Annotated in this window: 24 protein-coding genes and 1 tRNA gene; 15 read left to right on the forward strand and 10 right to left on the reverse strand. The window is 63.6% G+C overall.

The features are described from left to right. Positions 1-135 precede the first annotated feature (135 nt). The 4 genes from O7A70_RS18345 (at position 136) to O7A70_RS18360 (ending at position 6,080) form a co-directional block, all read left to right on the forward strand. Positions 136-876: a pyridoxine 5'-phosphate synthase gene (locus O7A70_RS18345; RefSeq protein WP_337141906.1), complete on the forward strand. Its 741-nt coding sequence runs from the start codon at positions 136-138 to the stop codon at positions 874-876. A 95-nt stretch (positions 877-971) separates the two neighbouring features. Next, positions 972-2,885, forward strand: a complete 1,914-nt coding sequence (locus O7A70_RS18350) for a potassium transporter Kup (RefSeq protein WP_337141651.1) — start codon at positions 972-974, stop codon at positions 2,883-2,885. A 194-nt stretch (positions 2,886-3,079) separates the two neighbouring features. Beyond that, positions 3,080-4,999 (forward strand): potassium transporter Kup, encoded by a 1,920-nt coding sequence (locus O7A70_RS18355; protein ID WP_337141652.1) that lies wholly within the window; start codon positions 3,080-3,082, stop codon positions 4,997-4,999. A gap of 37 nt (positions 5,000-5,036) precedes the next feature. Continuing rightward, positions 5,037-6,080: an SDR family oxidoreductase gene (locus O7A70_RS18360; protein ID WP_337141653.1), complete on the forward strand. Its 1,044-nt coding sequence runs from the start codon at positions 5,037-5,039 to the stop codon at positions 6,078-6,080. A 34-nt stretch (positions 6,081-6,114) separates the two neighbouring features. Here the strand turns inward: O7A70_RS18360 and O7A70_RS18365 are convergent, their stop codons facing one another. Further along, the gene (locus O7A70_RS18365; RefSeq protein WP_337141654.1) at positions 6,115-7,005 is read right to left on the reverse strand and encodes an SDR family oxidoreductase; all 891 of its coding nucleotides are present in this window, start codon (positions 7,003-7,005) and stop codon (positions 6,115-6,117) included. Positions 7,006-7,140: 135 nt separating this feature from the next. On the opposite strand from O7A70_RS18365, the gene O7A70_RS18370 reads away from it, so the two are divergent. Together O7A70_RS18370 and O7A70_RS18375 are read left to right on the forward strand one after the other, a co-directional pair. Continuing rightward, positions 7,141-7,551, forward strand: coding sequence for a winged helix-turn-helix transcriptional regulator (locus O7A70_RS18370; protein ID WP_337141655.1), 411 nt, complete (start codon positions 7,141-7,143; stop codon positions 7,549-7,551). Between the two features lie 52 nt (positions 7,552-7,603). Beyond that, positions 7,604-8,869, forward strand: a complete 1,266-nt coding sequence (locus tag O7A70_RS18375; protein WP_337141656.1) for an FAD-dependent oxidoreductase — start codon at positions 7,604-7,606, stop codon at positions 8,867-8,869. Here the strand turns inward: O7A70_RS18375 and O7A70_RS18380 are convergent. After that, on the reverse strand, positions 8,817-9,554 hold the full coding sequence (locus tag O7A70_RS18380; RefSeq protein WP_337141657.1) for a glutathione S-transferase family protein: 738 nt from the start codon (positions 9,552-9,554) through the stop codon (positions 8,817-8,819). The genes O7A70_RS18375 and O7A70_RS18380 overlap by 53 nt on opposite strands. A 100-nt stretch (positions 9,555-9,654) precedes the next feature. Here O7A70_RS18380 and O7A70_RS18385 point away from each other — a divergent pair, with 100 nt between their 5' ends. Further along, positions 9,655-10,113 (forward strand): MarR family winged helix-turn-helix transcriptional regulator, encoded by a 459-nt coding sequence (locus tag O7A70_RS18385; RefSeq protein ID WP_337141658.1) that lies wholly within the window; start codon positions 9,655-9,657, stop codon positions 10,111-10,113. Between the two features lie 29 nt (positions 10,114-10,142). On the opposite strand, the gene O7A70_RS18390 is transcribed toward O7A70_RS18385, so the two are convergent. After that, the gene (locus O7A70_RS18390; protein ID WP_337141907.1) at positions 10,143-10,574 is read right to left on the reverse strand and encodes a DUF1772 domain-containing protein; all 432 of its coding nucleotides are present in this window, start codon (positions 10,572-10,574) and stop codon (positions 10,143-10,145) included. A 152-nt stretch (positions 10,575-10,726) separates the two neighbouring features. Between O7A70_RS18390 and O7A70_RS18395 the strand changes: the two genes are divergently transcribed. After that, complete coding sequence (locus tag O7A70_RS18395) at positions 10,727-11,380, forward strand: TetR/AcrR family transcriptional regulator (RefSeq protein WP_337141659.1); 654 nt, start codon at positions 10,727-10,729, stop codon at positions 11,378-11,380. 24 nt (positions 11,381-11,404) lie between these two features. Then, complete coding sequence (ilvC, locus tag O7A70_RS18400; protein ID WP_013531065.1) at positions 11,405-12,424, forward strand: ketol-acid reductoisomerase; 1,020 nt, start codon at positions 11,405-11,407, stop codon at positions 12,422-12,424. Positions 12,425-12,524: 100 nt separating this feature from the next. Here the strand turns inward: ilvC and O7A70_RS18405 are convergent, their stop codons facing one another. Then, on the reverse strand, positions 12,525-13,130 hold the full coding sequence (locus O7A70_RS18405; RefSeq protein WP_337141660.1) for a BA14K family protein: 606 nt from the start codon (positions 13,128-13,130) through the stop codon (positions 12,525-12,527). A gap of 189 nt (positions 13,131-13,319) precedes the next feature. Between O7A70_RS18405 and O7A70_RS18410 the strand changes: the two genes are divergently transcribed. The 4 genes from O7A70_RS18410 to O7A70_RS18425 all read left to right on the forward strand — a co-directional run bounded on the left by O7A70_RS18410 (position 13,320) and on the right by O7A70_RS18425 (position 16,032). Then, the gene (locus tag O7A70_RS18410; protein WP_337141661.1) at positions 13,320-14,432 is read left to right on the forward strand and encodes an endonuclease/exonuclease/phosphatase family protein; all 1,113 of its coding nucleotides are present in this window, start codon (positions 13,320-13,322) and stop codon (positions 14,430-14,432) included. A gap of 62 nt (positions 14,433-14,494) precedes the next feature. Next, entirely contained in the window at positions 14,495-15,211 is a 717-nt protein-coding gene (locus O7A70_RS18415; protein ID WP_337141662.1) for a hypothetical protein, read from the forward strand. A gap of 144 nt (positions 15,212-15,355) precedes the next feature. Continuing rightward, on the forward strand, positions 15,356-15,610 hold the full coding sequence (locus O7A70_RS18420) for a FitA-like ribbon-helix-helix domain-containing protein (RefSeq protein WP_337141908.1): 255 nt from the start codon (positions 15,356-15,358) through the stop codon (positions 15,608-15,610). Next, positions 15,607-16,032 carry a type II toxin-antitoxin system VapC family toxin gene (locus O7A70_RS18425; RefSeq protein ID WP_337141663.1) on the forward strand — a complete coding sequence of 142 codons (426 nt, stop codon included), beginning with the start codon at positions 15,607-15,609 and terminating at the stop codon, positions 16,030-16,032. The genes O7A70_RS18420 and O7A70_RS18425 overlap by 4 nt, the downstream gene beginning before the upstream one ends. Positions 16,033-16,103: 71 nt before the next feature. Here O7A70_RS18425 and O7A70_RS18430 read toward each other — a convergent pair whose 3' ends face one another. The 4 genes from O7A70_RS18430 to O7A70_RS18445 form a co-directional block, all read right to left on the reverse strand. Further along, a complete protein-coding gene (locus O7A70_RS18430; RefSeq protein WP_337141664.1) occupies positions 16,104-16,343 on the reverse strand; it encodes a hypothetical protein in 240 nt (79 codons plus the stop codon). A gap of 129 nt (positions 16,344-16,472) precedes the next feature. Next, positions 16,473-17,690 (reverse strand): ABC transporter permease, encoded by a 1,218-nt coding sequence (locus O7A70_RS18435; protein WP_337141665.1) that lies wholly within the window; start codon positions 17,688-17,690, stop codon positions 16,473-16,475. A gap of 2 nt (positions 17,691-17,692) precedes the next feature. Continuing rightward, complete coding sequence (locus tag O7A70_RS18440; RefSeq protein WP_337141666.1) at positions 17,693-18,400, reverse strand: ABC transporter ATP-binding protein; 708 nt, start codon at positions 18,398-18,400, stop codon at positions 17,693-17,695. A gap of 4 nt (positions 18,401-18,404) precedes the next feature. Beyond that, the gene (locus tag O7A70_RS18445; RefSeq protein ID WP_337141667.1) at positions 18,405-19,691 is read right to left on the reverse strand and encodes an efflux RND transporter periplasmic adaptor subunit; all 1,287 of its coding nucleotides are present in this window, start codon (positions 19,689-19,691) and stop codon (positions 18,405-18,407) included. Positions 19,692-19,792: 101 nt separating this feature from the next. On the opposite strand from O7A70_RS18445, the gene O7A70_RS18450 reads away from it, so the two are divergent. Then, the gene (locus O7A70_RS18450) at positions 19,793-20,701 is read left to right on the forward strand and encodes a PhzF family phenazine biosynthesis protein (protein WP_337141668.1); all 909 of its coding nucleotides are present in this window, start codon (positions 19,793-19,795) and stop codon (positions 20,699-20,701) included. 128 nt (positions 20,702-20,829) lie between these two features. Beyond that, positions 20,830-20,905: transfer RNA gene (locus O7A70_RS18455), tRNA-Lys, on the forward strand. 715 nt (positions 20,906-21,620) lie between these two features. Here O7A70_RS18455 and cobT read toward each other — a convergent pair. Together cobT and cobS are read right to left on the reverse strand one after the other, a co-directional pair. Further along, positions 21,621-22,631, reverse strand: coding sequence for a nicotinate-nucleotide--dimethylbenzimidazole phosphoribosyltransferase (gene cobT, locus O7A70_RS18460; protein ID WP_337141669.1), 1,011 nt, complete (start codon positions 22,629-22,631; stop codon positions 21,621-21,623). A 39-nt stretch (positions 22,632-22,670) separates the two neighbouring features. Then, positions 22,671-23,447, reverse strand: a complete 777-nt coding sequence (gene cobS / locus O7A70_RS18465; protein ID WP_337141670.1) for an adenosylcobinamide-GDP ribazoletransferase — start codon at positions 23,445-23,447, stop codon at positions 22,671-22,673. Between the last annotated feature and the right edge of the window lie 2 nt (positions 23,448-23,449).

Genomic DNA, 23,449 nt, shown 5'->3' on the forward strand with positions numbered 1-23,449 from the left:
ATGTGGTCTTCTGGAACACCGGAAAGGCCCTATCTGTTCCCGTTAAAGACGTTATAGATGCGCCGTTTCAAATGCGCCGTGCCGGAACGAATGAGCGTGGCGCGCCTCGATAGCCAGTTTCACGGACGCCAGCCCATGCCCGCCAAGCTTTCCGTCAACCTCAACGCCATCGCCATGCTGCGCAACCGGCGCGACCTACCATGGCCCAGCGTAATCGGCGTCGGCCGCCTTGCCCTTGCCGCCGGAGCGCATGGGCTGACGGTGCATCCGCGCCCCGACGAACGTCACACCCGGCATTCCGACCTGCCCGAGATCAGGGCGCTGATCGACGACGAGTTCCCGCAGGCGGAATTCAACATCGAGGGCTACCCAAACGAGGATTTCCTGGCGCTTGTGGAGAAGCACCAGCCTGAGCAGGTGACGCTGGTGCCCGACGATCCGGCACAGGCAACCTCCGACCACGGCTGGAACTTCATCGCCGATGCGGCGTTCCTGGCGCCGATCGTCAAGCGTCTGAAGAAGGGCGGTTTCAGGGTCTCGCTGTTTTCCGACGCCGATCCCGCCGGCATAGGGGCTGCGCGCGATACGGGCGCCGATCGTATCGAACTCTATACTGGCCCTTATGGCAGCTACCATTCCGATTCCGGTAAGGCGGCCAAGGAATTGGAAAGACTGGGAAAAACCGCTGACGTGGCATTTGCCGCCGGCCTCCAGGTCAATGCCGGGCACGATCTGACGGTGGCCAATCTGCCCGCGCTGGCAAAGCGCATTCCGGCATTGGCCGAAGTGTCGATCGGACATGGGTTGACAGCCGACGCATTGGAGTATGGCATGGCCGGCACGGTGGGGCGGTTTCTCAGGGCTTGCGGTTGGTAGGGGTAATGCTTCGTATTGGTATGGCAGCCATCACGTGCATTTGATAGCTTATCGCCGCATGCATAGAGCACCGCGCGCTTGTCGGAGAGTGGTCGATGGCCCTTGCCAATAGCGGGAGCGAGGCTGAAACCGTCGAGCAATCAAGCCATGCCGGGGTCGAGCAGCACAGCACCAAGGTTCTGATGCTGGGCGCGCTCGGTGTCGTCTATGGCGACATAGGCACGAGTCCGATCTACGCCTTCCGAGAGGCGCTTCACGCTTCGCCCGGCATCGCAACGCGCGTTCACGTGCTTGGCGTGCTGTCGCTGATCGTCTGGGCGCTGACGATCATCGTGACCGTCAAATACGTCGCCTTCGTGCTTCGTGCCGACAACAAGGGCGAAGGCGGCACGCTGTCGCTGATGTCGCTGGCACGCAGCGCCTATCCCAAAGGCGCCCGGCTGATCCTTGTGATCGGCCTTTGCGGCGCGGCGCTGTTTTTCGGCGATTCGATCATAACGCCGGCCATCTCGGTGCTGTCGGCGGTCGAAGGCCTGACGGTGGTGACCCCGACGCTGGACGCCTATGTCGTGCCGGTCACGCTGGTCATCCTTGCCATCCTGTTTTCCGTGCAGCGCTTCGGCACGGGAAAGGTGGCGGCGGTGTTCGGGCCGGTGACGGCGCTGTGGTTCCTGGCCATCGGCGTTGCGGGCATCTATCACTTGATGGATGATCCATCGATCCTGCTGGCCATCAATCCCTATTACGCGGTCGCCTATCTGGCCAGCACGCCCACCGCCGCCTTCGTCACTGTCGGCGCTGTCTTCCTGGCAGTGACCGGGGCCGAGGCGCTCTACGTGGATCTCGGCCATTTCGGACGAAGGCCGATCGTGCTGGCATGGTTTTCCGTGGTGTTTCCCTGCCTGCTGCTCAACTATTTCGGGCAGGGCGCCTTTGTGCTCGCCAACGGCGGAAAACCGACCAATCCGTTCTTTGAGATGCTGCCAGACTGGGCGCTGATGCCGATGGTGGGACTTGCAACGGCCGCGACGGTCATTGCCAGCCAGGCGGTCATTTCGGGTGCTTTTTCGCTGACCCGCCAGGCGGTGCAGCTCAATCTTCTGCCGCGCATCGAGGTGCAGCATACGTCGGAAATGCAATCCGGGCAGATCTACATGCCGCGCGTCAACCTTCTTATTGCGTTGGGGGTGATGCTGCTGGTGGTCGGTTTCGGCAGTTCGAGTTCGCTGGCTTCCGCCTATGGCATCTCGGTGACCGGCGAAATGCTGATGACGACGATCCTGCTGTTCGTGGTGATGCGCAAGATGTGGAAATGGAAGCTGGGGCTTGCCCTGGCGCTAACCTTGCTGTTCGGCATCATCGACAGCGGCTTCTTCCTGGCCAACGTCGTGAAGATCGTGGAAGGCGGCTGGGTCTCGATCACCGTTGCCTGCCTGATGGGGCTGATCATGTGGACGTGGATACGCGGCACCCGCTATCTCTTCGACAAGACGCGCCGCAACGAGATCCCGCTCGATTTCCTTGCCGGCAACCTGCTGAAGAAAAAGCCGCAGCTCGTCTCGGGCACCGCGGTGTTCCTGACCAGCGATCCGCTCAGCGCGCCGACCGCCTTGATGCATAGCCTGAAGCACTACAAGGTTCTGCACGAGCAGAACGTCATCCTTTCCGTGGTGACCGCGCCGCAGCCCGTGGTGCCCGACAGCGACCGCGTCAAGATGGAGACGGTCAACGAGTTGTTCATGCGGGTGACGCTGACCTTCGGCTACATGGAACAGCCCAACATCCCGCGCGCGCTGGCGATCTGCCGCAAGCAGGGCTGGAAGTTCGACATCATGACGACGTCCTTCTTCCTGTCGCGGCGCTCGCTCAAGGCTTCGCCCAATTCCGGCATGCCGGTATGGCAGGACAGGCTGTTCATCGGCCTGGCGCGCTCTGCGGCGGACGCGACGGAGTATTTCCAGATCCCGACCGGCCGTGTCGTTGAAATCGGCACGCAGGTCGCCATTTAACAGACACGTGCTCGCCGGCCCGCAGGCTGTGCCGTGGGTCCGGACGTGAGCCTGCGAACGTCGTAGGAATCGACATCCGCGGGAAGTCGCCGACAAGGAGCCGCGCGCTGCCGACATGAGTGCCATAACGTTACGGCACTTGATATTGCATTGCAGCAAGCGTAGAGCACCGCGCGTTTATCGGAGTGTCGTACATGGCCCTTGCCAATGCTGGTAGTGAGGCAGAACCCGTCGACCAATCGAGTCATCCCGAAATCGAGCAGCACAGCACCAAGGTGTTGATGCTGGGCGCACTCGGCGTGGTCTATGGCGATATCGGCACCAGCCCGATCTATGCGCTCCGGGAGGCGTTGCACGCTTCGTCCGGCAGCGATGTCGCCACCCGTGCCGATATTCTCGGCGTGCTGTCGCTGATCATCTGGTCGCTGACCATTACGGTCACGGTAAAGTACATCATGTTCGTGCTGCGTGCCGACAACCGCGGCGAGGGCGGCGTGCTGTCGCTGATGGCGCTGGCCCGCGGCAGTTTTCCGAAGCGCTCGGCGGTGATTCTCGGCATCGGCATCGTCGGCGCCTCGTTGTTTTTCGGTGACGCGGTCATTACGCCGGCGATTTCGGTGCTTTCGGCGGTCGAGGGCATGAATGTCGTCACCCCCACCTTCCAGCCCTATGTCGTGCCATTGACGCTGGTCATCCTCGCTGTGGTGTTTGCCGTCCAGCGCTTCGGTACCGGCGGCGTTGGGCTGGTGTTCGGCCCGGTGACCGCGGTGTGGTTCCTGGCCATCGGCTTGTCCGGCATCAATCACATCATCGTTGATCCGGAAATCCTGTGGGCCGTCAGCCCGCACTATATCGTCGCTTTCCTGATCAATTCGCCCGACGTCGCCTTCGTCACTGTCGGTGCTGTGTTTCTGGCAGTGACCGGCGCAGAAGCGCTCTATGCCGATCTCGGCCATTTCGGCCGCAAGCCGATCGTGCTTGCCTGGCTTGCGATCGTGTTCCCCTGCCTGCTGCTCAATTATGCCGGGCAAGGCGCCTTCATACTGGCGAATGGCGGCGTGGTGGGCCATCCGTTCTTCGAGATGAACGGGGGTTGGACTCTTATCCCGATGGTGGTGCTGGCGACGGCGGCTACCGTCATCGCCAGCCAGGCCGTCATTTCAGGGGCTTTTTCGCTGACCCGCCAGGCGGTGCAGCTGAACATGTTGCCGCGGCTGGAAATCCTGCACACATCGGAAAAGCAGTCCGGCCAGATCTACATGCCGCGCGTCAATCTGCTGCTGGCCCTGGTGGTGATGATGCTGGTGGTCGGCTTCGGCGAATCGAGCAAGCTCGCCTCCGCCTACGGCATCTCGGTAACCGGCAACATGCTGGTGACGACGGTGCTGCTCTACGTCGTCATGACCCGCATCTGGAAGTGGAAGCTGTCGCTGGCGATCCCGCTGACCGTGCTGTTCGCCTTCATCGATGTCGGCTTCTTCGCCTCCAATATCGTCAAGGTGTTCGAAGGCGGCTGGGCGTCGCTGGTCGTGGCCTTCACCATCGTGCTGGGCATGTGGACCTGGGTGCGCGGCAGCCGCTATCTCTTCAACAAGACGCGCCGCAACGAGATCCCGCTCGATTTCCTCGCCGGCAACCTTTTGAAGAAGAAGCCGCAGCTGGTGTCCGGCACCGCGGTGTTCCTGACCAGCGATCCGCTCAGCGCGCCGACCGCCTTGATGCACAGCCTCAAGCACTACAAGGTTCTGCACGAGCAGAACGTTATCCTTTCGGTGGTGACCGCGCCTCAGCCGGTGGTGCCCGACAGCGAGCGGGTCAAGATGGAGACGGTCAACGAGCTGTTCATGCGGGTGACGCTGACTTTCGGCTATATGGAACAGCCCAACATTCCGCGTGCGCTGGCGATCTGCCGCAAGCAGGGCTGGAAGTTCGACATCATGACGACGTCCTTCTTCCTGTCGCGGCGCTCGCTCAAGGCCTCACCCAATTCCGGCATGCCGGTGTGGCAGGACCGGCTGTTCATCGGCCTGGCGCGCACGGCGGCGGATGCGACGGAATATTTCCAGATCCCGACCGGACGTGTGGTAGAAATCGGCACGCAGGTGGCGATCTGACGAGTTCGATCGTCTCGACCTAAACGGGGAGGCTGAGATGAGCAGCGGCGAATTGGTGCTTGTCACCGGCGGATCGGGTTTCCTCGGCGCACACTGTATTCTTGCCCTGCTGAAGGCGGGCTATCGCGTGCGCACGACGGTGCGCTCCGCCAAGCGCGAAGCCGAAGTTATCGCCATGCTGAAGGCCGGCGGCGCCGAGCCGGGCGACAGGCTCTCCTTTGCCATCGCCGACCTCATGGCGGATGCCGGCTGGCCCGACGCTATCGCCGGCTGCGACTATGTCCTGCATGTCGCGTCACCGTTCCCGCCCGGTGTGCCGAAGCATGAGGATGACCTGATCATCCCGGCTCGCGAAGGCGCCTTGCGCGTGCTCAGGGCGGCGCGAGACGCCGGCGTCAAACGCGTCGTGCTGACATCGTCCTTCGCGGCCATCGGCTATGGCAAGATGCCGCCCGACGGCCGGCCCTTCACCGAGGAGAGCTGGACCGATCCAACGGCCAAGGTCAGCGCTTATGTGAAGTCGAAGACGCTCGCCGAACGCGCGGCCTGGGATTTCATCGCCGCCGAGGGTGGCGGCATGGAATTGGCGGTCGTCAATCCGGTGGGAATCTTCGGGCCTGTGCTAGGGGCCGACCATTCGACCTCCACCGCATTTGTCCAGCGCATGATGAACGGTGCCATGCCAGGGCTGCCGCGGCTGTCCTTCGGGGTGGTCGATGTGCGCGACGTGGCGGACCTGCATGTGCGCGCCATGACCAATCCCGTCGCCAAGGGCGAGCGGTTTCTGGCCGTCGCCGGCGATTTCATGACTGTGCGGGCGATTGCGCAGGCGGTGAAGACGCGGCTCGGCGCCGCCGCCTCGCGGGTCTCGATGCGGGAGCTTCCCGATTGGCTGGTGCGGATGGTGGGGCTGTTCAACGCGGAAGCCGCGCAACTCGTGACGGAACTCGGCAAGGTCAAGAATGCTACCAACGCCAAGGCGGTGCGTATGCTCGGCTGGGCGCCGCGCTCGCGCGAGGACGCGCTCGCCGCCACCGGAGAAAGCCTGATCCGGCTCGGGCTTGTCAAAACGCCGAAATAGCGCGGCGGGAGAAAGACTTCCCGCCGCGCTGGTTTCAGCCTGCCAGTGCGGCCTTGTTGGCCTCGAGGAACTGCTTCAGCGGTACCGGCTTCCGGCCGGAAAGCTTTTCGACGGAGTCCGTCACCATGCCAAGGCCGCCAACGCGCGTGGCAGCGTCGAAGGATACGAGAAGCCGGGCGATGGGCTCGGGAAGGCCTGCGCTCTTCATCCCCTCGGTCAAGGCTTCGTCCGAGAGCTGAATGACCTGGATCGGCTTGCCGGTGACTTCGGTGACAAGTGCCGCGACTTCGGCTGACGTATAGGCCTTGGGGCCGGTCAGCGTATACGTCTTGCTTTCGGTGTTGTCCGAAGCCAGCCCCGCGGCTATGGCGGCGGCGAGATCGTCACGCGCGCCATAGGAAATGGCGCCGTCGGCCGCGGACGTATACCATTGGCCCGATGCGAGGATCTGCGGCATCGCCATGAACAGGTTCTCGTCATACCAACCATTGCGGAAGATCGTGTAGGGGATGCCGCTCGCCTTGATCGCCTGTTCGGTGTCGTAATGGTCGGGCGCGAAGAGCACCGGCGAACCCGGCTCCGTGTTGGGCATCGAGGTGTAGAGCAGGTGGGCGATGCCCGCCTGCCTGGCGGCCGTGACGGCGGCAAGCTGCTGTTCGCGCCGCTTTCCCTGGATCGCCAGCTCGTTGGTCGAAATGATGAGCGCCCGGTCGGCGCCGGCGAAGGCTTTGGCGAGCGAGGCTTGATCATCGAAATCAGCCTCGCGAACGGTGACGCCGCGCGCTGACAGGTCGGCAAGATTGGCGGGCGTGCGGGTCGTGGCGATGATCCGGGCCGCCGGCACCTCTAATGTGTCCAGCAGATGGTTGATGACGCTGCGGCCGAGCTGGCCGGACGCGCCGGTGACGAGAAGAGTTGCGGTCATGGAGGATCCTGACATTGCGCCGGAAGGGCGGTTCGGGTGGTGATCTCAAAAAGAGACCAGCACTAAAATAGGAATTGACCCGCTGCCGTAAAGAAGGCAGTTTTTCGGGAGGTAGGCACACGCAGGGAACCAGTCATGGACAGCCGGACCGTCAATCTGAAATCCAAACTCGAAGTTTACAAAGCGATGACCGAAGGCGGAAACATTGCCGATTGCCCGGTCCGCGACGTCATTCAGGGGCTCAATGGCAAATGGAGCTCGCTGTTGACGGCGGCCCTGGCCGAGCAGCCCTATCGCTTCGGCGAGCTGCGGCGGCTGGTTCCCGACATTTCGCAGCGCATGCTGACCCAGACGCTCTATGATCTGCAGCGCGACGGCTATGTGCGTCGCGAAGTGTTTCCGACCAAGCCGCCCAGTGTCGAATACAGCCTGACCGACCTTGGGCGCTCGATGTTCGACGCTTTGCAGCATTTGTTGCAGTGGGCTGAAAACAACCACGATGCGGTGCGCGATGCCCGCACTGCCTTCGATTCAACACCGGCTTGACCAGCCGGTAGCCTTCGGCGTCGCGACTTGATTTCATCCGGCGGCTGAAGGATTGTCCCGGCCAGTTCGGCTTGGGGGCAGCGGCATTTTCTACGATATCGCAATTGCAGGCGCCGGTCCGGCGGGATTGGCCATGGCGCTCTATCTCAGGCGTGCCGGGCACCGGGTCACCATCTTCGAGCGCTTCGAGGAACCGAAGCCGGTCGGCTCCGGGTTGATCCTGCAGCCGACCGGATTGACGGTGCTTGCCGACCTCGGCCTGCTCGATGACATCATGGCACTGGGCAGCAGGATCGATCGGCTGCATGGCGCCGATGCCTCCACCGGCCGCACCGTGCTCGACGTCCGCTACGACGCGCAGCACGGCGGTCGCTTCGGCCTGGCGGTGCACCGGGCGGCCCTATTCGGCGTGCTGTTTCGCGCTGCCCGGCGTGAGACCATCGCCATCGAAACCGGCGTCGAAATCGATACCCTGGAGACCGGCGACCGGGCGACGCTGGTCCGTGCCGATGGACGAAGGGCGGGACCATTCGATCTTGTCGTCGACGCCAGCGGTTCGCGTTCGAAACTGCGGCAGTGCGCCGGCAATGCCGGGGCGCCACGACCACTCACCTATGGCGCATTATGGGCATCGCTGGATTGGCGAGGCGAGGGCTTTGACGAGCACGCGCTTTTGCAGCGCTACGACAAGGCCAGCGTGATGATCGGCGTGCTGCCGATCGGCCGGCCGGAGCCGGGTTCCGAAAGGATGGCGGCATTCTTCTGGAGCCTGAAACCGGCGGATGCCGATGCCGTGCGCAACCTTGGCATCGATGCCTGGAAGGAGCGGGTGGTGCGGCTGTGGCCGCAAGCCGAGGCGTTCACCAGCCAGATCGGCAGTTTCGACCAGCTCTCGCTGGCCCGCTATGGCCATCACACGATGAAGTCTCCGGTTGGCCGGCGGTTGGCCGTGATCGGCGACGCCGCGCATTCGACCAGTCCGCAGCTTGGCCAGGGCGCCAACATGGCGCTGCTCGACGCCGCGGCGCTCAGCCATGCGCTGGAGCGAACGGGCAGCGTCGAGGCTGCGCTCGAAGGCTATGCGAAAGCGCGGCGCTGGCATGTGCGGACCTTCCAGGCGCTGTCGCTAGCATTCACGCCCTTCTACCAGTCGGACTCCGTGGCGCTGCCTTTCATCCGCGACAGGCTGGTGGCGACGATCGCCAAGATTCCGCCGGCGCCGCGGTTCCTGGCCTCGATGGTGGCCGGCACGGTGATCGATCCGTTCAGGCGGGCAGGGCTTGCCGAAGCGCGCTGGCCGGATCGCCTTGCCGAATGAGGCTCGATAGAAAAGACCCCTTCGCCCGCAGGAAAGCATGCAGCCGCTGCGGATAGTCCGGCGCCACGGCTTGCCTGATCGCGGGACGGTCGCTCAACGCTTCGCGCCACGCCTGGACGAGCGGCTTGCCTTCCAGGATGCCGAAATCGCCGATGCGGTCGAAAGCGTCGAGGTAGCGGAAGACCGGACCGTAAACGGCATCGACGAGGGAAAAGCGGCTGCCAGCGAACCATGGCCCGCTCCGCGGGGTATCGTTAGCGAGTTCAGCCTCAAGGCGGTCAAACATCGCCGACAGCGCGCTGGACTCGGCGAGGAAGCCGGCTTCGCTCGGTGTTGAATAGAACCGGCCGATGGCATTGAGGATGGCTGAGCCATACTCGATCCAGGCACGGTGGCGGGCGCGTGCATAGGGGTCGGCAGGGTGGAGCGGATTGGCCTGCGTCTCCTCGAGGAATTCGAGGATGACCGCGGATTCGAAGATTATAGTCTCGTCGGCATTTTGCCGTACGCGCAGCAGCGGCACTTTGCCGAGCGGCGAGATCGCCTTGAACCAGTCGGGTTTGTCGGCAAGGTCGATGTCGATCCGCTCGAACGGGACGCCTTTCTCGGCCAGCGAGATCGCCGCACGCTGGACATAGGGGCAGAGGGGATGGCTGACGAGAATGAGGGTGTCGGCGGGTTTCATGGGATGTGCCTTTCGATGTCGATGCAACTGCATTTATGTAGATGCGTATGCATTGATCGTCAAGCTTGATGCAGCTGCATCTATCTCTTATGATGCGGCCATGACAGAGACAGCCATGCCTTCGCCGGATGCCATCAAGGTCTGGGCCCGCCTCATGCGGGTTTCGCGCCAACTGATGGAACGTGCCGAGGACGCGCTGAAGGAGGACGGCCTGCCGCCGCTTGCATGGTACGACGTGCTGCACGAGCTTGCCGAGGTCGGCGAGGCCGGCTTGCGGCCATTTCAACTGATCGAACGCACCCTGTTTGCGCAATACAACATCTCGCGGCTGTTGGCCCGGCTCGAGGCCGACGGGCTGGTCGAGAAACTGCCGGTGGCCGATGACGGCCGTGGGCAAACCATCCGCATCACGGCCAGGGGACGTGAGACGCGCCGCCGGATGTGGGCGGTCTACGGACGCTCGATCGCCGAACTGGTGGGTGCCAAGCTCTCGCCGGATGAGTTGAGCACGGTCTCGGCACTGCTCGGCCGGCTGCGCCATCCGCCTGCCGCGGACTGATTCCGCAGAGACGAGCCCGGCCCGGCGGGTCAAGGCAGATGGCTGCCCCAGAGAAAAGACAGCGTCGCCAGCACACCGAGCGCCGCGCGAACCAGGTGCAGATTGCCCCATCTGACGATCAGCGCCCTGGCCTGCGGATTGGCCGCTTCCGGGTCCATTGCCTCCAGCACTCGATTGGTCGGCATCATCACAACAAGGGTCCACGGCCAGGGCAGGATGATCGCCACCGCGCCGCCGAGAAAAGCAAGGCCGCCGGTCTGCCACCAGGCGACAAGGCCGAGAACGCAGGCGACGATGGCGATCGATGCCTGCATGGCCGCACCGCGTTTGTAGGAAGGCTGCCATTCCTGGAGCAGGGACCTGTCATCCAGCCGCAACCGTGCCGGCTGCTCGGCCACGCTGACATAGATCGCCGCACCGGTGAACACGGCGGCTATGGCCAAGGCCAGCAAACCGGCCAGCATGTTTCTCCCCTTTAGGACGGCGGCAGCGAAGCCGACCGGAGAGAAATAGGGCTTGCCAGGTTCGGTGCAATAGGCCATAAAAGGCCGAACCGTAACGTACGGTACGGCTTGCCGAAAATGACTGGCTTGGTCGTCAGCGAGGAAAGAGCGTGTTGCACATCGTGCCTGACATCGACAACAGCGAGACGCTGACGGAGCGGCAGCAGGCCGTCCTGGATGCGGCACTGCGGCTGCTGGTCGAGGAAGGCGACGACCTGACCATGACCGCCGTGGCACGGCGGGCGAGCTGTTCCAAGGAAACGCTCTACAAATGGTTCGGCGACCGCGACGGGCTGCTGACGGCGACCGTGCAGTGGCAGGCGTCGAAGGTGCGGGTGGCGCAGGTTGACGGCAAGGGGCTCGACCTTGCCTCGCTGACGGCAAGCCTTGAGCGCTTTGCTTGCGACTGGCTCATGGTCATTTCAAGCGATACCTCGATCGCGCTCAATAGGGTGGCGGTTGGTCATGCGGGGTCGGGTAAGGACAACCTCGGCGCCGTCGTGCTGGAGAATGGGCGCTTTGCACTGGCCAAGCGGCTGAAGCCGGTGCTGGAAGCCGGCCGGCATGCGGGGCTCCTTGAATTTGCGGATGCCGAGATGGCGTTCCGTACCTTTTTCGGGCTGGTTGGCCGGGATGTGCAGATCCGTCTGCTGCTCGGTGACCGGCTGGAATTGACTGAGGCGGCGATCGGCGGCGATGCCATCCGCGCGACGCAACAGTTTCTCGCTCTTTTCGGAGCAAAAACCGGGCCTCAAGGCCTTTGATCTTCAAAACGGGAAGGAAGTAAAATGCGTGTCTATTACGATCGTGATGCCGATCTCAACCTGATCAAGGGCAAGAAGGTCGCCATCATCGGCTATGGCAGCCAGGGCAGGGCGCATGCGCTCAACCTCAAGGATTCCGGCGCCAAGGAGATCGCCATCGGCCTCAAGGCCGGCTCGGCGACGGCCAAGAAAGTCGAGGCCGACGGGCTCAAGGTAATGAGCGTCGCCGATGCCGCCAAATGGGCCGACCTGATGATGATGGCAACCCCCGACGAATTGCAGGCCGACATCTACAAGAACGAGATCGCGCCGAACATCCGCGACGGTGCCGCGATCGCCTTCGCGCACGGCCTCAACGTGCATTTCGGCCTCATCGAGCCGAAGTCGACCGTCGACGTCGTCATGATCGCGCCGAAGGGCCCGGGCCACACGGTGCGCGGCGAATACCAGAAGGGCGGCGGCGTGCCGTGCCTGGTCGCCGTCAACCAGGACGCCTCGGGCAACGCGCTCGACCTCGCTCTCTCCTATGCCTGTGGCGTCGGCGGCGGCCGTTCGGGCATCATCGAGACCAATTTCCGCGAGGAATGCGAGACCGACCTGTTCGGCGAGCAGGTCGTGCTGTGCGGCGGCCTGGTCGAACTGATCCGCGCCGGTTTCGAGACGCTGGTGGAAGCCGGTTACGCGCCGGAAATGGCCTATTTCGAGTGTCTGCACGAGGTCAAGCTGATCGTCGACCTGATCTATGAAGGCGGTATCGCCAACATGAACTACTCGATCTCCAATACCGCCGAATGGGGCGAATATGTCTCGGGTCCGCGCATCATTACCGCCGAGACTAAGGCCGAGATGAAGCGTGTGCTGAAGGACATCCAGACGGGAAAATTCACCTCGGAGTGGATGCAGGAATACCGCGCCGGCATGTCGCGCTTCAAGGGCATCCGCCGCAACAATGACAGCCACCAGATCGAGGAAGTCGGTGCCAAGCTGCGCGCGATGATGCCGTGGATTTCCAAGAACAAGCTGGTCGACAAGGCCAAGAACTGAGCGAACTCGACAGGCTCGAAGCCCTCTGACTTCGAACGGTCAAAACCAAAAACGGCGCCAGGTGGCGCCGTTTTCATTTCTGGTGTCAGCCGCAGTCAGCTCAGCTATAGGGCGACCAGCACTGCTGGCGCGGGCCGTTATAGGGCTGGAACGTGTTGTCGTAGGCGCGATATGAACGGTAGCGGTTGTAGCACCACCGGACATGGGCGCTCGAAAGCCGGCCGGCGCGGTAGTAGCGGCGCGGCGCCGGCGTATAGTAATCGTAGTTGTTATAATTGTTGTACATGCTGCCGAGGCCAAGCCCCAGGCCAAGACCGAGGATTGCGGCGGCGCCATCATCATAGTAGCCGCCGCGATAGTGGCGGCGGCCATGACGCCAGCGCCAGTCATCGCCGCGGTCCCAATTGCCGCCATTCCAATGGCGACCGCCCCAGTTGCCGCCGCCATTCCAGTGGCGGCCGCTCCAGTTGCCCCCACCATTCCAGTGGCCGCCGTTCCAGTTGCGGCGCCATCTCCAATCGCCGCCACCATTGTTGCCGCCCGCCCAGCCTTCGCGGACCGGGGTGACCGTTGGCGCGGCGGTGCTGGTCGGGACCGATACATCCGGCTGCAGGATCGGACCGGCGGCGGATGGCGCCGTGATACCGGAGACAATACCGAGCGCAATCAGCCCGGATTTGACAGTGGAAGAAAAGAGCGAATTCATTGCACTCTCCAAGAGACACAGGCCCCACGCCTACCCTGGGAATGGGCTTACTGTGGGCCTTTGCGTCTGAACGGCGGATGAACGGAAAGGTTCCGTCAACCATAGGGCGAAGGCCACCAGGACCAAAGCATCCCTGCTTGTGGTCCCGCGATCTTGTTTTCCGCCACTCTTGCAGGCAAATGTCAGGGCATGTCGCTGCGCCTTGCCACCTTCAATGTCGAGAACCTGATGAACAGGTTCGATTTTTCCGGCTATCGCAACCAGCTCAACGAGGATCGCACGCTGGCGATGTTCGATATCCAGAGCGAGGCCGAATACAAGATACTGGAGCAGGCGCGCGCCATCGCGCAATCCGACGACACGCGCCAGCTGACGGCACTGGCCATCGCCGCCACCCGCGCCGACATCATCTGCATGCAGGAGGTCGACAACATCGAAGCCCTGAAGGCGTTCGAGTACGGCTATCTGTTCAAGATGGTGGGGCAGGGTTACCGCCAGAAATACACCACGTCGGGCAATGATTCGCGCGGCATCGATGTCGCCGTGATGATGCGCAACGAAACCGCGCAGGGACAGCCGATCGAATTCGTTCGCATGACCAGCCACGCCTATGTCACCTACGAGCAGTTCGGGTTGCACACGCCGGAGCTGGCGGCCCTCGGCAACCTGCCCAATGAACGCATCTTCCGACGCGACTGCCTGGAAGTCGACATCAAGGTGGGCGGCGCGCCGATGACGCTTTATCTCGTGCACTTCAAGTCGATGGGCTCGCCCCGAAACGGGCTCGACGGACGCGAAGCGACAATGCCGGTGCGCGTCGCGGAAGCGCAGGCCGTGCGGCGCATCATCGAGGAGCGTTTCGGTGTGGATCATGCTGCCGACAAGCGCTGGGCGATCTGCGGCGACATGAACGATTACCGCCAGCGGGTGAAGATCGCCGGCGATGAGGTGGACGGCTACCGTTTCGAGGTGGTTGACGAGAACCTGTCCTGCATCAATGTGCTGACAGCGGGCGGCTTCTGCGAAAACGTGGTGGAGCGGCGGCCGGAAATGAACCGCTGGACCTTCTATCACACACGCGGACCCGAAGAGCGGCATCTGTGCCAGCTCGACTATATCCTGCTTTCCAGGGGACTGGCGGCGAAGAACGCCACCGCGGTTCCCGACATCATCCGCAACGGTCAGCCCTGGCGCACGATCTTTCCCGCGGGCCAGGAAGTCGAGCGCTTCCCGCGCGCCGGCTGGGACCGGCCCAAGGCTTCGGACCACTGCCCGGTGGCGATCACGCTGGACATGGCCTGATGGGGAGTACGGGCATGATGGGGAGTATGGGGCCTGATGGGCAGGATCGGGCCTGAGCCGACATGAGCTTTGATCTTCCACGCAATGTCATCCTGCCGGTCGACGCCATCGATGTGCGCCTCGATGCAGGCCCGCATCCCTTCGCGGTGGATAATGCCGGGGCGATCGCCGAGAACTGGCAGAGCGAGATCGAGACCAATCCGGCGCTCTTCGACGGCACCGTGGTTCTGCTTTCGGAACTTGCCTATCGCGACCGCGGTCTCATTGGCCTCTGCCATGCGGTCAACTACTCGACCTTCATGCTGTGGCGGAAGCGGCGCGAGAATTCCGGCGCCGAACACGCCTATGCCCATGCCGTGCTGGTGGCCGGCGACAATGCGCTGGTGGCGATCCGCATGGGACCGCGAACCGTCAATGCCGGCCGGGTCTATTTCGCCGCCGGTTCGTTCGAGCCGACCGATTTCCGCGATGGGCTGGTCGATGTCGATTTCAACATGATCCGCGAGGTGCGCGAGGAGACCGGCCTCGACCTATCGGATGCCAGGCGCGGGGTGCGCTGGCACGCCCTGTCGACTGCAAGCGGCACCGTCATCTTCCGCCGCTACCACGTCGACGAGCCCGCCGATGATCTCGTACGCCGAATCGTGGCCTTCGTCGCCACCGAAGCCGATCCGGAGATCGAGGGGCCGGTGATCATCCGCCATGCCGACGACCTGCCGGACGGTCTGTCGCCGCACATGAAGCCGCTGATCGAGTGGCATTTCGCGAACGGAAATTAAAAATTCGAGCCGATGTCATGATCGCAGACGCGATGGTCCGAGTGGCTTCTTGCAGATCATAAAACCGTACGCGGGCTGTTGCGTGATGATGGCAAATTTGCAATATTGCTATCAATGACATCATTGCAGCTTGGGGTGATATCAATGAGTGCTGTCACGATCCGCAATTTGCCAGAGGAAACGCTCCGCGCCTTGAAGGTGCGGGCAGCGCACCACGGCCGCAGCACCGAAGCCGAAATGCGTGAAATCCTGGAAACGGCCGTGCGGCCGACCAATCGGGTCAAACTCGGCTCCCTGCTAGCCGCCATCGGCCGCGAGGCCGGATTGTCTCAAGAGGATGTCGATACCTTGCAACAGCTTCGCGACAAAACACCGGGCGAGCCGGTGCGGTTCGAATGATCCTCATCGACACCAATTTAGTTTCTGAGCCGTGGAAACCTGCACCCGATCCCCGTGTCATCGCATGGATCGACGCGCAGGCCGTCGAAACCCTGCATCTATCGGCCGTCACCGTGGCTGAGCTACGTTTCGGTATCGCGGCGATGCCTGCCGGCAAGCGCCGCACGATCCTGCATGATCGTCTCGAGCAGGACGCGCTGCCGCTGTTTGCAGGCCGTATTCTGCCCTTCGATCTCGACGCGTCGCGCGCCTATGCCATCCTGATGGTACAGGCGAGAGCCGCGGGCAAGGCGATCGGCAAGGCGGACGGCTATATCGCGGCCACTGCCGCGGTACACGGCCTCACGGTCGCCACCCGCGACACCAGCCCATTCGCGGCCGCCGGGTTGAACACCGTCAATCCGTGGGAAAGCGCGTTGTAGCCGTGCCTGCCAGCGGAAACCGTACGTCGGCGCCACGGCCGGGATGAATGATCTCGTGGAGAGGCAGGGGCCTATGATGCCTTGCTTTTGAGTGCCTTGCGGTCGTTGCGCGCGGCGACGAAGAACAGGATGAAGCCGATGCCCAGCAAGCCGCCCATCGCCATACCCATGGTCTGGCCGACGACCGCCTGGAAATCCGGTTTGACGCGATCGGGACTGGCCATCCCGTAATCGGCGAGATACCACCAGATGCCTGCCAGGACAGCTTCGATAACCACCATTGTCAGGACCACGCGCGTTTTCTTGCTCATCAGCTGCTCCTCGACCAGAAATGCCTTGGCATAACATCGCCAACACAGCGACGACAGGGTTGGGTGGGCGGAAACGTCGAAGGTTGTGTAAAACGGCTCGGAGTGCCGGGCGCCTTTGCAGCTTGCTCGTTACTCATGCCTTAGCGCGTCGATCGGATCGAGCCTGGCGCCGCGCAGGGCCGGGAAGAAGCCGAATACCATGCCGATCAGCGCGGAGAAGCCGACGGCGAGCAGGATGACCGCCGGGCTTGGCGCGAAGGGTATGATCAAGGTCATCGAGGCGAGGCCGGCCAGCGCCAGGCCGATCAGGATGCCGATGATGCCGCCGAGCAGCGACAGCACCGTCGCCTCGACCAGGAACTGGATGAGGATGTGCTTTTCATGCGCGCCGATGGCGAGCCTGATGCCGATCTCGCGGGTTCGCTCGGTGACCGACACCAGCATGATGTTCATGATGCCGATGCCGCCGACCAGCAGGCTGACGCCGGCGACCGCGCCCAGCATGCCGGTCATCGTCGTGGTTGCGCTGGCCATGGCGTCGGCGATCTGGGTCATGTCGCGGATGGCGAAATCGCTTTCGCGGTCCGGGGTTATACGGCGCGCATCGCGCAAAATGTCCTCGACGCGCGGCTGCAATTCGGTGGTCGGCGTGCGGTCGTCGGCGGCGATGTAGATGTTGTCGATGTCGCGGTTGCCGGCGATGCGGCGCTGATAGGCGGCGAGCGGCATCAGGACGACATTGTCCTGGTCCTGGCCGAAGCCGGTATATCCCTTCGGCTCGAGAAGGCCGACGATCTTGCAAGAGGTGCGGTTGACGCGGATGATCTCACCCTCCGGATCGCCGGCGCCGAAGAACTGCTGGCGCACCGTCTCGCCGATCAGGCACACGCCGGTGCCCGAACGGGTTTCGGAATCGCTGAACGGGCGGCCGGACACCAGTTTCCAGTCGCGCGCGTCAAGATAGGCGCTGTCGGTGCCTGTGACGCCAGAGGTCAGGCTTTCGGTGCCGAAGATGACGCGGACCTGCTTCTGCGATGCCGGCGAGATGGCGCGCGCGCCGGAGAGATGCGCAACCAGCGCCATCAGGTCCTTTTCCGCCAGCGGCCGCACCGCCTGGTCGAGCCCGCCCGGACCGCCGGGGCCGGCCGGGCGCCCGGCCCGGACGACCAGCAGATTGCTGCCGAGCTTGGAGATGTCGGCCTTGACCTTTTGCGTGGTGCCGGAGCCGATGGTCAGCATGGCAATGACGGCGGCGACCCCGATGACGATGCCGAGCAAGGTCAGGAACGAGCGCAGCACGTTGCGGCGGATCGAGCGCAGCGAGAGGCGGATGGTTTCCCAGATCATGGTTATGCCGTCTCCAGTTTCGCGGTGTCGGAGGCGACATGGCCGTCGAGGAAGCGGATGGTGCGCTCGGCATATTCGGCGACATCGGCCTCGTGCGTGACCATGGCGACGGTCAGGCCAAGCTCCTTGTTCAGCCGCGTCAGCAGTTCCATGATTTCGTGGGTGCGCGCCGTGTCGAGATTGCCGGTCGGCTCGTCGGCGACGAGCAGCGTCGGCCTGGTGACGATGGCGCGTGCGATCGCCACGCGCTGCTGCTGGCCGCCGGAGAGCTCGGCCGGCGTGTGATGCTCGCGGCCGACAAGACCGACCTCAGCCAGCGCCTGCATGGCAAGGTCGCGGCGCTCGCGGGCGGCGACGCCGCGATAGATCAGCGGCAGTTCGACGTTCTCCGCCGCGGTGGTGCGGGCCAGCAGGTTGTAGCCCTGGAAGACGAAGCCGACATAAAGGTTGCGCAGCATGGCGCGGCGGTTGCGGTCGAGCCGGCCGGCATCGACGCCCATGAAGGAGTAGGTTCCGGCCGTCGGCGTGTCGAGGCAACCGATGATGTTCATTGCCGTCGACTTGCCGGAGCCCGACGGGCCCATGATGGCGACGAATTCACCGCGCCGGATGGCAAGGTCGACGCCGGCCAGCGCATGCACCTTGGCTTCGCCTTGGCCGTAGCTCTTCCAGACCGTGTCGAAGGTGATGAGGGGCGCGCCCGCGGCCATAGCCTCAGTTCCGCGACTGCGAGGCGGTGATGATCTGCGCGCCTTCCTCCAGGCCGGAGGTGATCTCTGTCAGTTCGCCATCGGTGGAGCCGATCTTGACGTTGACCGGATGCGGCCGGCCGTTCTCCAGCACATAGAGCGTGCGAGAACCATCGGTCGGGGCCTTCGCCGCCTGGCGTTGGCGGTCGGGGCGGCCCATGCGGCCGGTGAACAGGTCGCTGAGACTCCAGCCGCGCGCGGCCTGCTGCGCCGGTCGGTAGCGGAAGGCGCTGGCCGGCACGGTGAGCACATCCTTGGCCTGCCGGGTAACCACCGAAACGGTGGCGGTCATGCCCGGGCGCAGCAGAAGTTCGCTGTTGTCGACCTCGAGCCGCGCATTGTAGGTGACGACCCCGTCCGTCGTGACCGAGGCATAGGAAATGTCGCGGATCTCGGCATCGAACGGCCGGTCGGGGAAGGCGTCGACGGTGAAGCGGGCATGCTGGCCTGACTTGACCGCGCCGATGTCGGCTTCGTCGACCGCCGCCACCAGCTCCATGTTCCTCAAATCAGCGGCGATGATGAACAGCACCGGCGCCTGCAGCGAAGAGGCGACCGTCTGGCCGGGGTCGACCGAACGCGTCAGCACGATGCCGTCGATCGGCGCGTAGATGGTGCTGTTGGCGAGATCGGTCTGTTGCGATTTCAAGTCTGCATTGGCGATGGCGAGATTGGCCTCGGCGCTGTCGAGTGCAGCCTTGGAGCGGTCGCGGGTCGCGGTCGCGGCCTCGAGCGACTGGTCGGTGGCCATGCCGCGCTTGGTCAGGGCCGCCGCGCGGACAAGCGCGCTCTCGTTCTCGGTGAGCGTCACCCGGGCGTCCTCGACATTGGCAGCCGCCCCTTTTGCGGACGCTTCGGCCCGTTCGATCTGGACCTGCAGCTTGGCGGTGTCGAGTGCAGCCAGCACGTCGCCCTTCTTCACCTGCTGGTTCTCGTTGACCGTGACCGAGCGGATGATGCCGGAGAGCTGGCTTGATATGTCGACTTGGGTGAGGGGTTGCAGCGTGCCAGTCGCCGAAACCTGGACGGTGAGGTTGGCCTTGCCGGCCGGCACTGTCGTATAGTCGATCCTGGTCGGCGTGCCGGCATACCATTGGTATCCGGCAAAAGCCGCGACGAGGACGATCAGCGCCAGCAGCGCGTAGAGCCAGCCGCGGCGGCGCGTCCTGCGCCGGCCGATCTGGTCGAGTCCCAGCGCCGTCTCAATGGCGGAATCCGATTCCGCCTTTGGCAGATTGACAATCTGGTCCACGTCGGACCCCTATTATGCGTAATGTCCCTGTCTGTGCACAGATCAGGCTTATCGGTTCAAATATCAAATTAAATTTCGCCCATGTTGGGATTGAGGCAGGAATGCAAACCCGGAATTACTTGCTTTACGATGTGTTTACGACCGAGCGACTGGCCGGCAACCCGCTGGCGGTGGTGTTGGATTGCAAAGGTCTGGACACCGCCGCGATGCAAGCCATCGCGCGCGAGTTCAACCTGTCCGAATCGGTCTTCGTGCTGCCGCCGGACAATCCCAAGCACCGAAACCGCATCCGCATCTTTACCCCCGATTATGAAATGCCGTTCGCCGGCCACCCGACGGTGGGCTCGGCAATCGCGCTGGCGGAACTGGCCGGTGAGGGCGGTGCCGGCATTTTCGTGCTGGAAGAAAACATTGGTCCGGTGCGTTGCGCCGTGAGCAAGCACGATGGCGCCACCTTCGCCGAATTCGACCTCGCCAAGCTGCCGGAGCCGCTGAAGCTCGAAGCCGATCCGGAGGCGATCGGCGCGGCACTCGGCCTGACACCGCACGAAATCGGCTTCGAGAATCACCGTGTCGCCTTCTGGTCGGCGGGCGTGCCCTATGTGACCATCCCGGTCGCCAACCTCGAGGCGGCGGGCCGGATCCGGCTGGACAACCAGGCGTGGTCGGAACTGGCGCCGCGCAAGAGCGAATGGGCCTTCGCCAGCCCGTACGTCTATTGCCGTGAAACGGTGAACCACGAAAGCGCGTTCCATGTGCGCATGATCGTGCCCGGCACGCCGTCCTACGAGGACCCGGCGACCGGTTCGGCGGCGGCGGCCTTCGCCGGCGCCATCATGCATTTCGACGGCCCGACGGACGGGGTTTCGCAATTGTGGATCGAGCAGGGACTGGAGATGGGGCGGCCATCGCGCATCCGCCTCGAACTGACTGTGCAAGGCGGAAAGCTGGCATCCGCGCGCATCGGCGGCAACGCGATCAAGGTGGCGGAAGGCAAGCTTTTCGTCTGATCGCCTCCGCATTCTTTCCCGGCACGACAAGGCTTGATGCGATTTGTCGGGAAATGATTCCAGCAGGGCTGGACAGGACCGGTGTCGGCGGCTATATGCCCGCCAACGCCGGTTTTTGCCGGCCGAGTGGGTGCGTAGCTCAGTTGGTAGAGCAGCTGACTCTTAATCAGCGGGTCCACAGTTCAATCCTGTGCGCACCCACCAAAATCTAACAAAATCAATTTGTTGGACGAGGTGAGGGACCCTGATGGATGCAGGCGGAAGTCCGTGTCCGCACTATGTCCAAATGTTTTGGGCCAGCACCCACACTTTTCGCATCATGCTCTAGATGCGTGTCATACCATTCTCCCGGGTGCCAAATGTCGCGCTGGCGGTGGCCGATCAGTGCTTGGCCCTTGGTCTGATCCACAGCCCACTTCGATGATTCCCACCAGTGCGCGAACAAACTCAACCATGTCGTTTGCCGTGATGGCTGCCGTGTCGGGGTTTTGCCCGATGTGCTCGGCGGCTCCGCAACATGCGCGGCGGATGAGATCGTAGTGTATATCCCTTTCATCCTCCGGCAACGCCGCCAACTTCATGGCTCGGCTATGAATCAACCGCAGCAATAGTTCGAGAGCTGCTCCGACACTCATGCGTTTGCTCCGCATTGGTCGAGCGTCCCGGCGCTTGAGGGCGCGCGTTTGGAACGTCCGATGAGGAGGCGTTTCCCGTCCCCGTATGGAAGGCTGCATCACAGTCGTTAATATATTCTTTCTTGCTAATATGCATCCTTCGCTGAGCCTGCAGAAAGGCCGAGCGGCGCCCGGTGCCTCTTCTTGCGGTCGAAATTTCACTCCGTCCGAGCAAGGACATCGCGAACCCCTGTTTTGGGACTCCGAAAATTTATGAGGGTTTGTACATCAAGGCGATCCGCGCATTACTTCTCCGAGACGCCAGCCTCGGCAAAACTCGCCATTCTCGCATGGCACTCCAGCGCCGAGCGCACGATGTTGACGGCCAGGCACGCGCCGGAGCCTTCGCCGAGCCGCATGCCGAGATCGAGTAGCGGCGGCAGGGCGAGCGCTTCGAGCAGGCCGCGATGGCCCGACTCGGCGGAGACATGTGCCGCGGTCGTATGAGCAAGGCCGGTTCGGTGCAGCTTTGCCAGTGGCGCGGCGGCGGCGGTGCAGACGAAGCCGTCTAGCAGCACGGGGATGCCCAGATGCCGTGCGGCGAGCGTGGCGCCGAAGATGGCGGCGAGTTCGCGCCCGCCGAGGCTGGCTGCGACCCCCAGTGGGTCGGCAAGGGCAGCGGCGTGGCGCTTCAGGCCGGCTTCGATGGCGACCACCTTGCGTTTCAGTCCGGCATCGTCGACGCCGGTGCCGCGCCCGGTCCATTTTTCGGCACCACCGCCGAAAAGCGCCGCCGAAATGGCGGCGGCCGGCGTGGTGTTGCCGATGCCCATTTCGCCAAAGCAGACGAGGTCCAGGTCTTGCGTCACCGCGTCGTAACCGGCCGAGACGGCGGCGAGGAAGGTTTTCTCATCCATTGCGGGCACTTGGGTGAAATCGCCGGTTGGATGATCGAGGTCGAGCGGGATGACGTCGAGCTCGGCGCCGGCGATGCGGGCGAGCTGGTTGATGGCAGCACCCCCGCCAGCGAAATTCGCCACCATTTGCACGGTGACTTCCGAAGGATAGGCCGACACGCCTTGCGCGGTGACGCCGTGGTTGCCGGCGAAGACGAAGACTTTCACGCGGTCGAGCCTGGGCATGTCACGGCCCTGCCAGCGCGCCAGCCAGGCGGCGATCGTTTCCAGCCTGCCGAGACTGCCTTGCGGTTTGGTCAGCGTGTCCTGGCGGCTGGCAACGGCATTGGCTGCCGCCTCGCTGCCGGCGGGCAGGTCGAGACAGGCGGCGCGCAGTTCATCGAGGGATTTGAAGGGCATGGGGCAAGGTCTCCGGAAGGGAATCAGGCAAAAAGGGGGTCAGGAAAGAGCTACGGAAGCGACGAGAAGCACCGCGATTTCGCTCAATTGCTGCAAGGCGCCAACCGTGTCGCCGGTCTGGCCATTGATCTGGTTGAGGCAAAGGGCGTGAAAGGCAGCAAACAGCAGGCCAAGCAGGATGAGCGCGGCGATGGCGCCGCCGGGGCCAAGCAGGAGCAGCGGAATCGCGCCAAGCACGGCGCCGGCTATCGCCATTTCGAGTGAGACGGTGCCGGCGTTTGCCGAGAGGCCGTCGGATCGCGCCGGCGGCAAAAGATGCATAAAGGCGCCGAGCACGCCGCGCGAAGTGGCATGCGCAGCCACCAGAGCAAAGAGGGCTTGCGTGGGATCGGTGAGTTCCGAAAGCGCGCTCCAGCGGATCAGCAGCGATAGCGCCAGCGCCGTGGCCCCATAGGCGCCGATGCGGCTGTCGCGCATGATCTCGAGCTTGCGTCCGCGCGACTTGCCGCCGCCGAAGCCATCGGCGACGTCGGACAGCCCATCCTCGTGCAGGCAGCCTGTGGTGAGCACGGTTGCAACGAGGGCGAGGGCGGCCGACGGTCCTATGGCAAGGCCAAACCGTTCCGCCGTGGCAAAGACGATGGCGCCGATCAAGCCGACGACAAGGCCGGCAATGGGGGCGGCCCAGATCGCGGCGGCGAGGCTGCGGCCACGAAAATCGAAGACGGGCAGCGGCAGGCGGGTGAAGAAGACCAGGCAAAGGGCGATGTCATCGAGGACTTGCCGAGGCGACAGGGTGATTCTTGGGCGCTTCATGG

The organism is Mesorhizobium sp. Cs1299R1N1 (genome assembly GCF_037179655.1).
Classification (GTDB): Bacteria; Pseudomonadota; Alphaproteobacteria; order Rhizobiales; family Rhizobiaceae; genus Mesorhizobium; species Mesorhizobium salmacidum.

Coding starts and splice junctions, on each gene's coding strand:
- O7A70_RS18410 (WP_337141661.1), top strand. CDS start 13,320: ATGTCGCTGCGCCTTGCCACCTTCAATGTCGAGAACCTGATGAACAGG.
- ilvC (WP_013531065.1), top strand. CDS start 11,405: ATGCGTGTCTATTACGATCGTGATGCCGATCTCAACCTGATCAAGGGC.
- O7A70_RS18385 (WP_337141658.1), top strand. CDS start 9,655: ATGACAGAGACAGCCATGCCTTCGCCGGATGCCATCAAGGTCTGGGCC.
- O7A70_RS18360 (WP_337141653.1), top strand. CDS start 5,037: ATGAGCAGCGGCGAATTGGTGCTTGTCACCGGCGGATCGGGTTTCCTC.
- cobS (WP_337141670.1), bottom strand. CDS start 23,447: ATGAAGCGCCCAAGAATCACCCTGTCGCCTCGGCAAGTCCTCGATGAC.
- O7A70_RS18435 (WP_337141665.1), bottom strand. CDS start 17,690: ATGATCTGGGAAACCATCCGCCTCTCGCTGCGCTCGATCCGCCGCAAC.
- O7A70_RS18420 (WP_337141908.1), top strand. CDS start 15,356: ATGAGTGCTGTCACGATCCGCAATTTGCCAGAGGAAACGCTCCGCGCC.
- O7A70_RS18350 (WP_337141651.1), top strand. CDS start 972: ATGGCCCTTGCCAATAGCGGGAGCGAGGCTGAAACCGTCGAGCAATCA.
- O7A70_RS18450 (WP_337141668.1), top strand. CDS start 19,793: ATGCAAACCCGGAATTACTTGCTTTACGATGTGTTTACGACCGAGCGA.
- O7A70_RS18380 (WP_337141657.1), bottom strand. CDS start 9,554: ATGAAACCCGCCGACACCCTCATTCTCGTCAGCCATCCCCTCTGCCCC.
- cobT (WP_337141669.1), bottom strand. CDS start 22,631: ATGCCCTTCAAATCCCTCGATGAACTGCGCGCCGCCTGTCTCGACCTG.
- O7A70_RS18355 (WP_337141652.1), top strand. CDS start 3,080: ATGGCCCTTGCCAATGCTGGTAGTGAGGCAGAACCCGTCGACCAATCG.
- O7A70_RS18370 (WP_337141655.1), top strand. CDS start 7,141: ATGGACAGCCGGACCGTCAATCTGAAATCCAAACTCGAAGTTTACAAA.
- O7A70_RS18345 (WP_337141906.1), top strand. CDS start 136: ATGCCCGCCAAGCTTTCCGTCAACCTCAACGCCATCGCCATGCTGCGC.
- O7A70_RS18365 (WP_337141654.1), bottom strand. CDS start 7,005: ATGACCGCAACTCTTCTCGTCACCGGCGCGTCCGGCCAGCTCGGCCGC.
- O7A70_RS18415 (WP_337141662.1), top strand. CDS start 14,495: ATGAGCTTTGATCTTCCACGCAATGTCATCCTGCCGGTCGACGCCATC.
- O7A70_RS18425 (WP_337141663.1), top strand. CDS start 15,607: ATGATCCTCATCGACACCAATTTAGTTTCTGAGCCGTGGAAACCTGCA.
- O7A70_RS18430 (WP_337141664.1), bottom strand. CDS start 16,343: ATGAGCAAGAAAACGCGCGTGGTCCTGACAATGGTGGTTATCGAAGCT.
- O7A70_RS18440 (WP_337141666.1), bottom strand. CDS start 18,400: ATGGCCGCGGGCGCGCCCCTCATCACCTTCGACACGGTCTGGAAGAGC.
- O7A70_RS18405 (WP_337141660.1), bottom strand. CDS start 13,130: ATGAATTCGCTCTTTTCTTCCACTGTCAAATCCGGGCTGATTGCGCTC.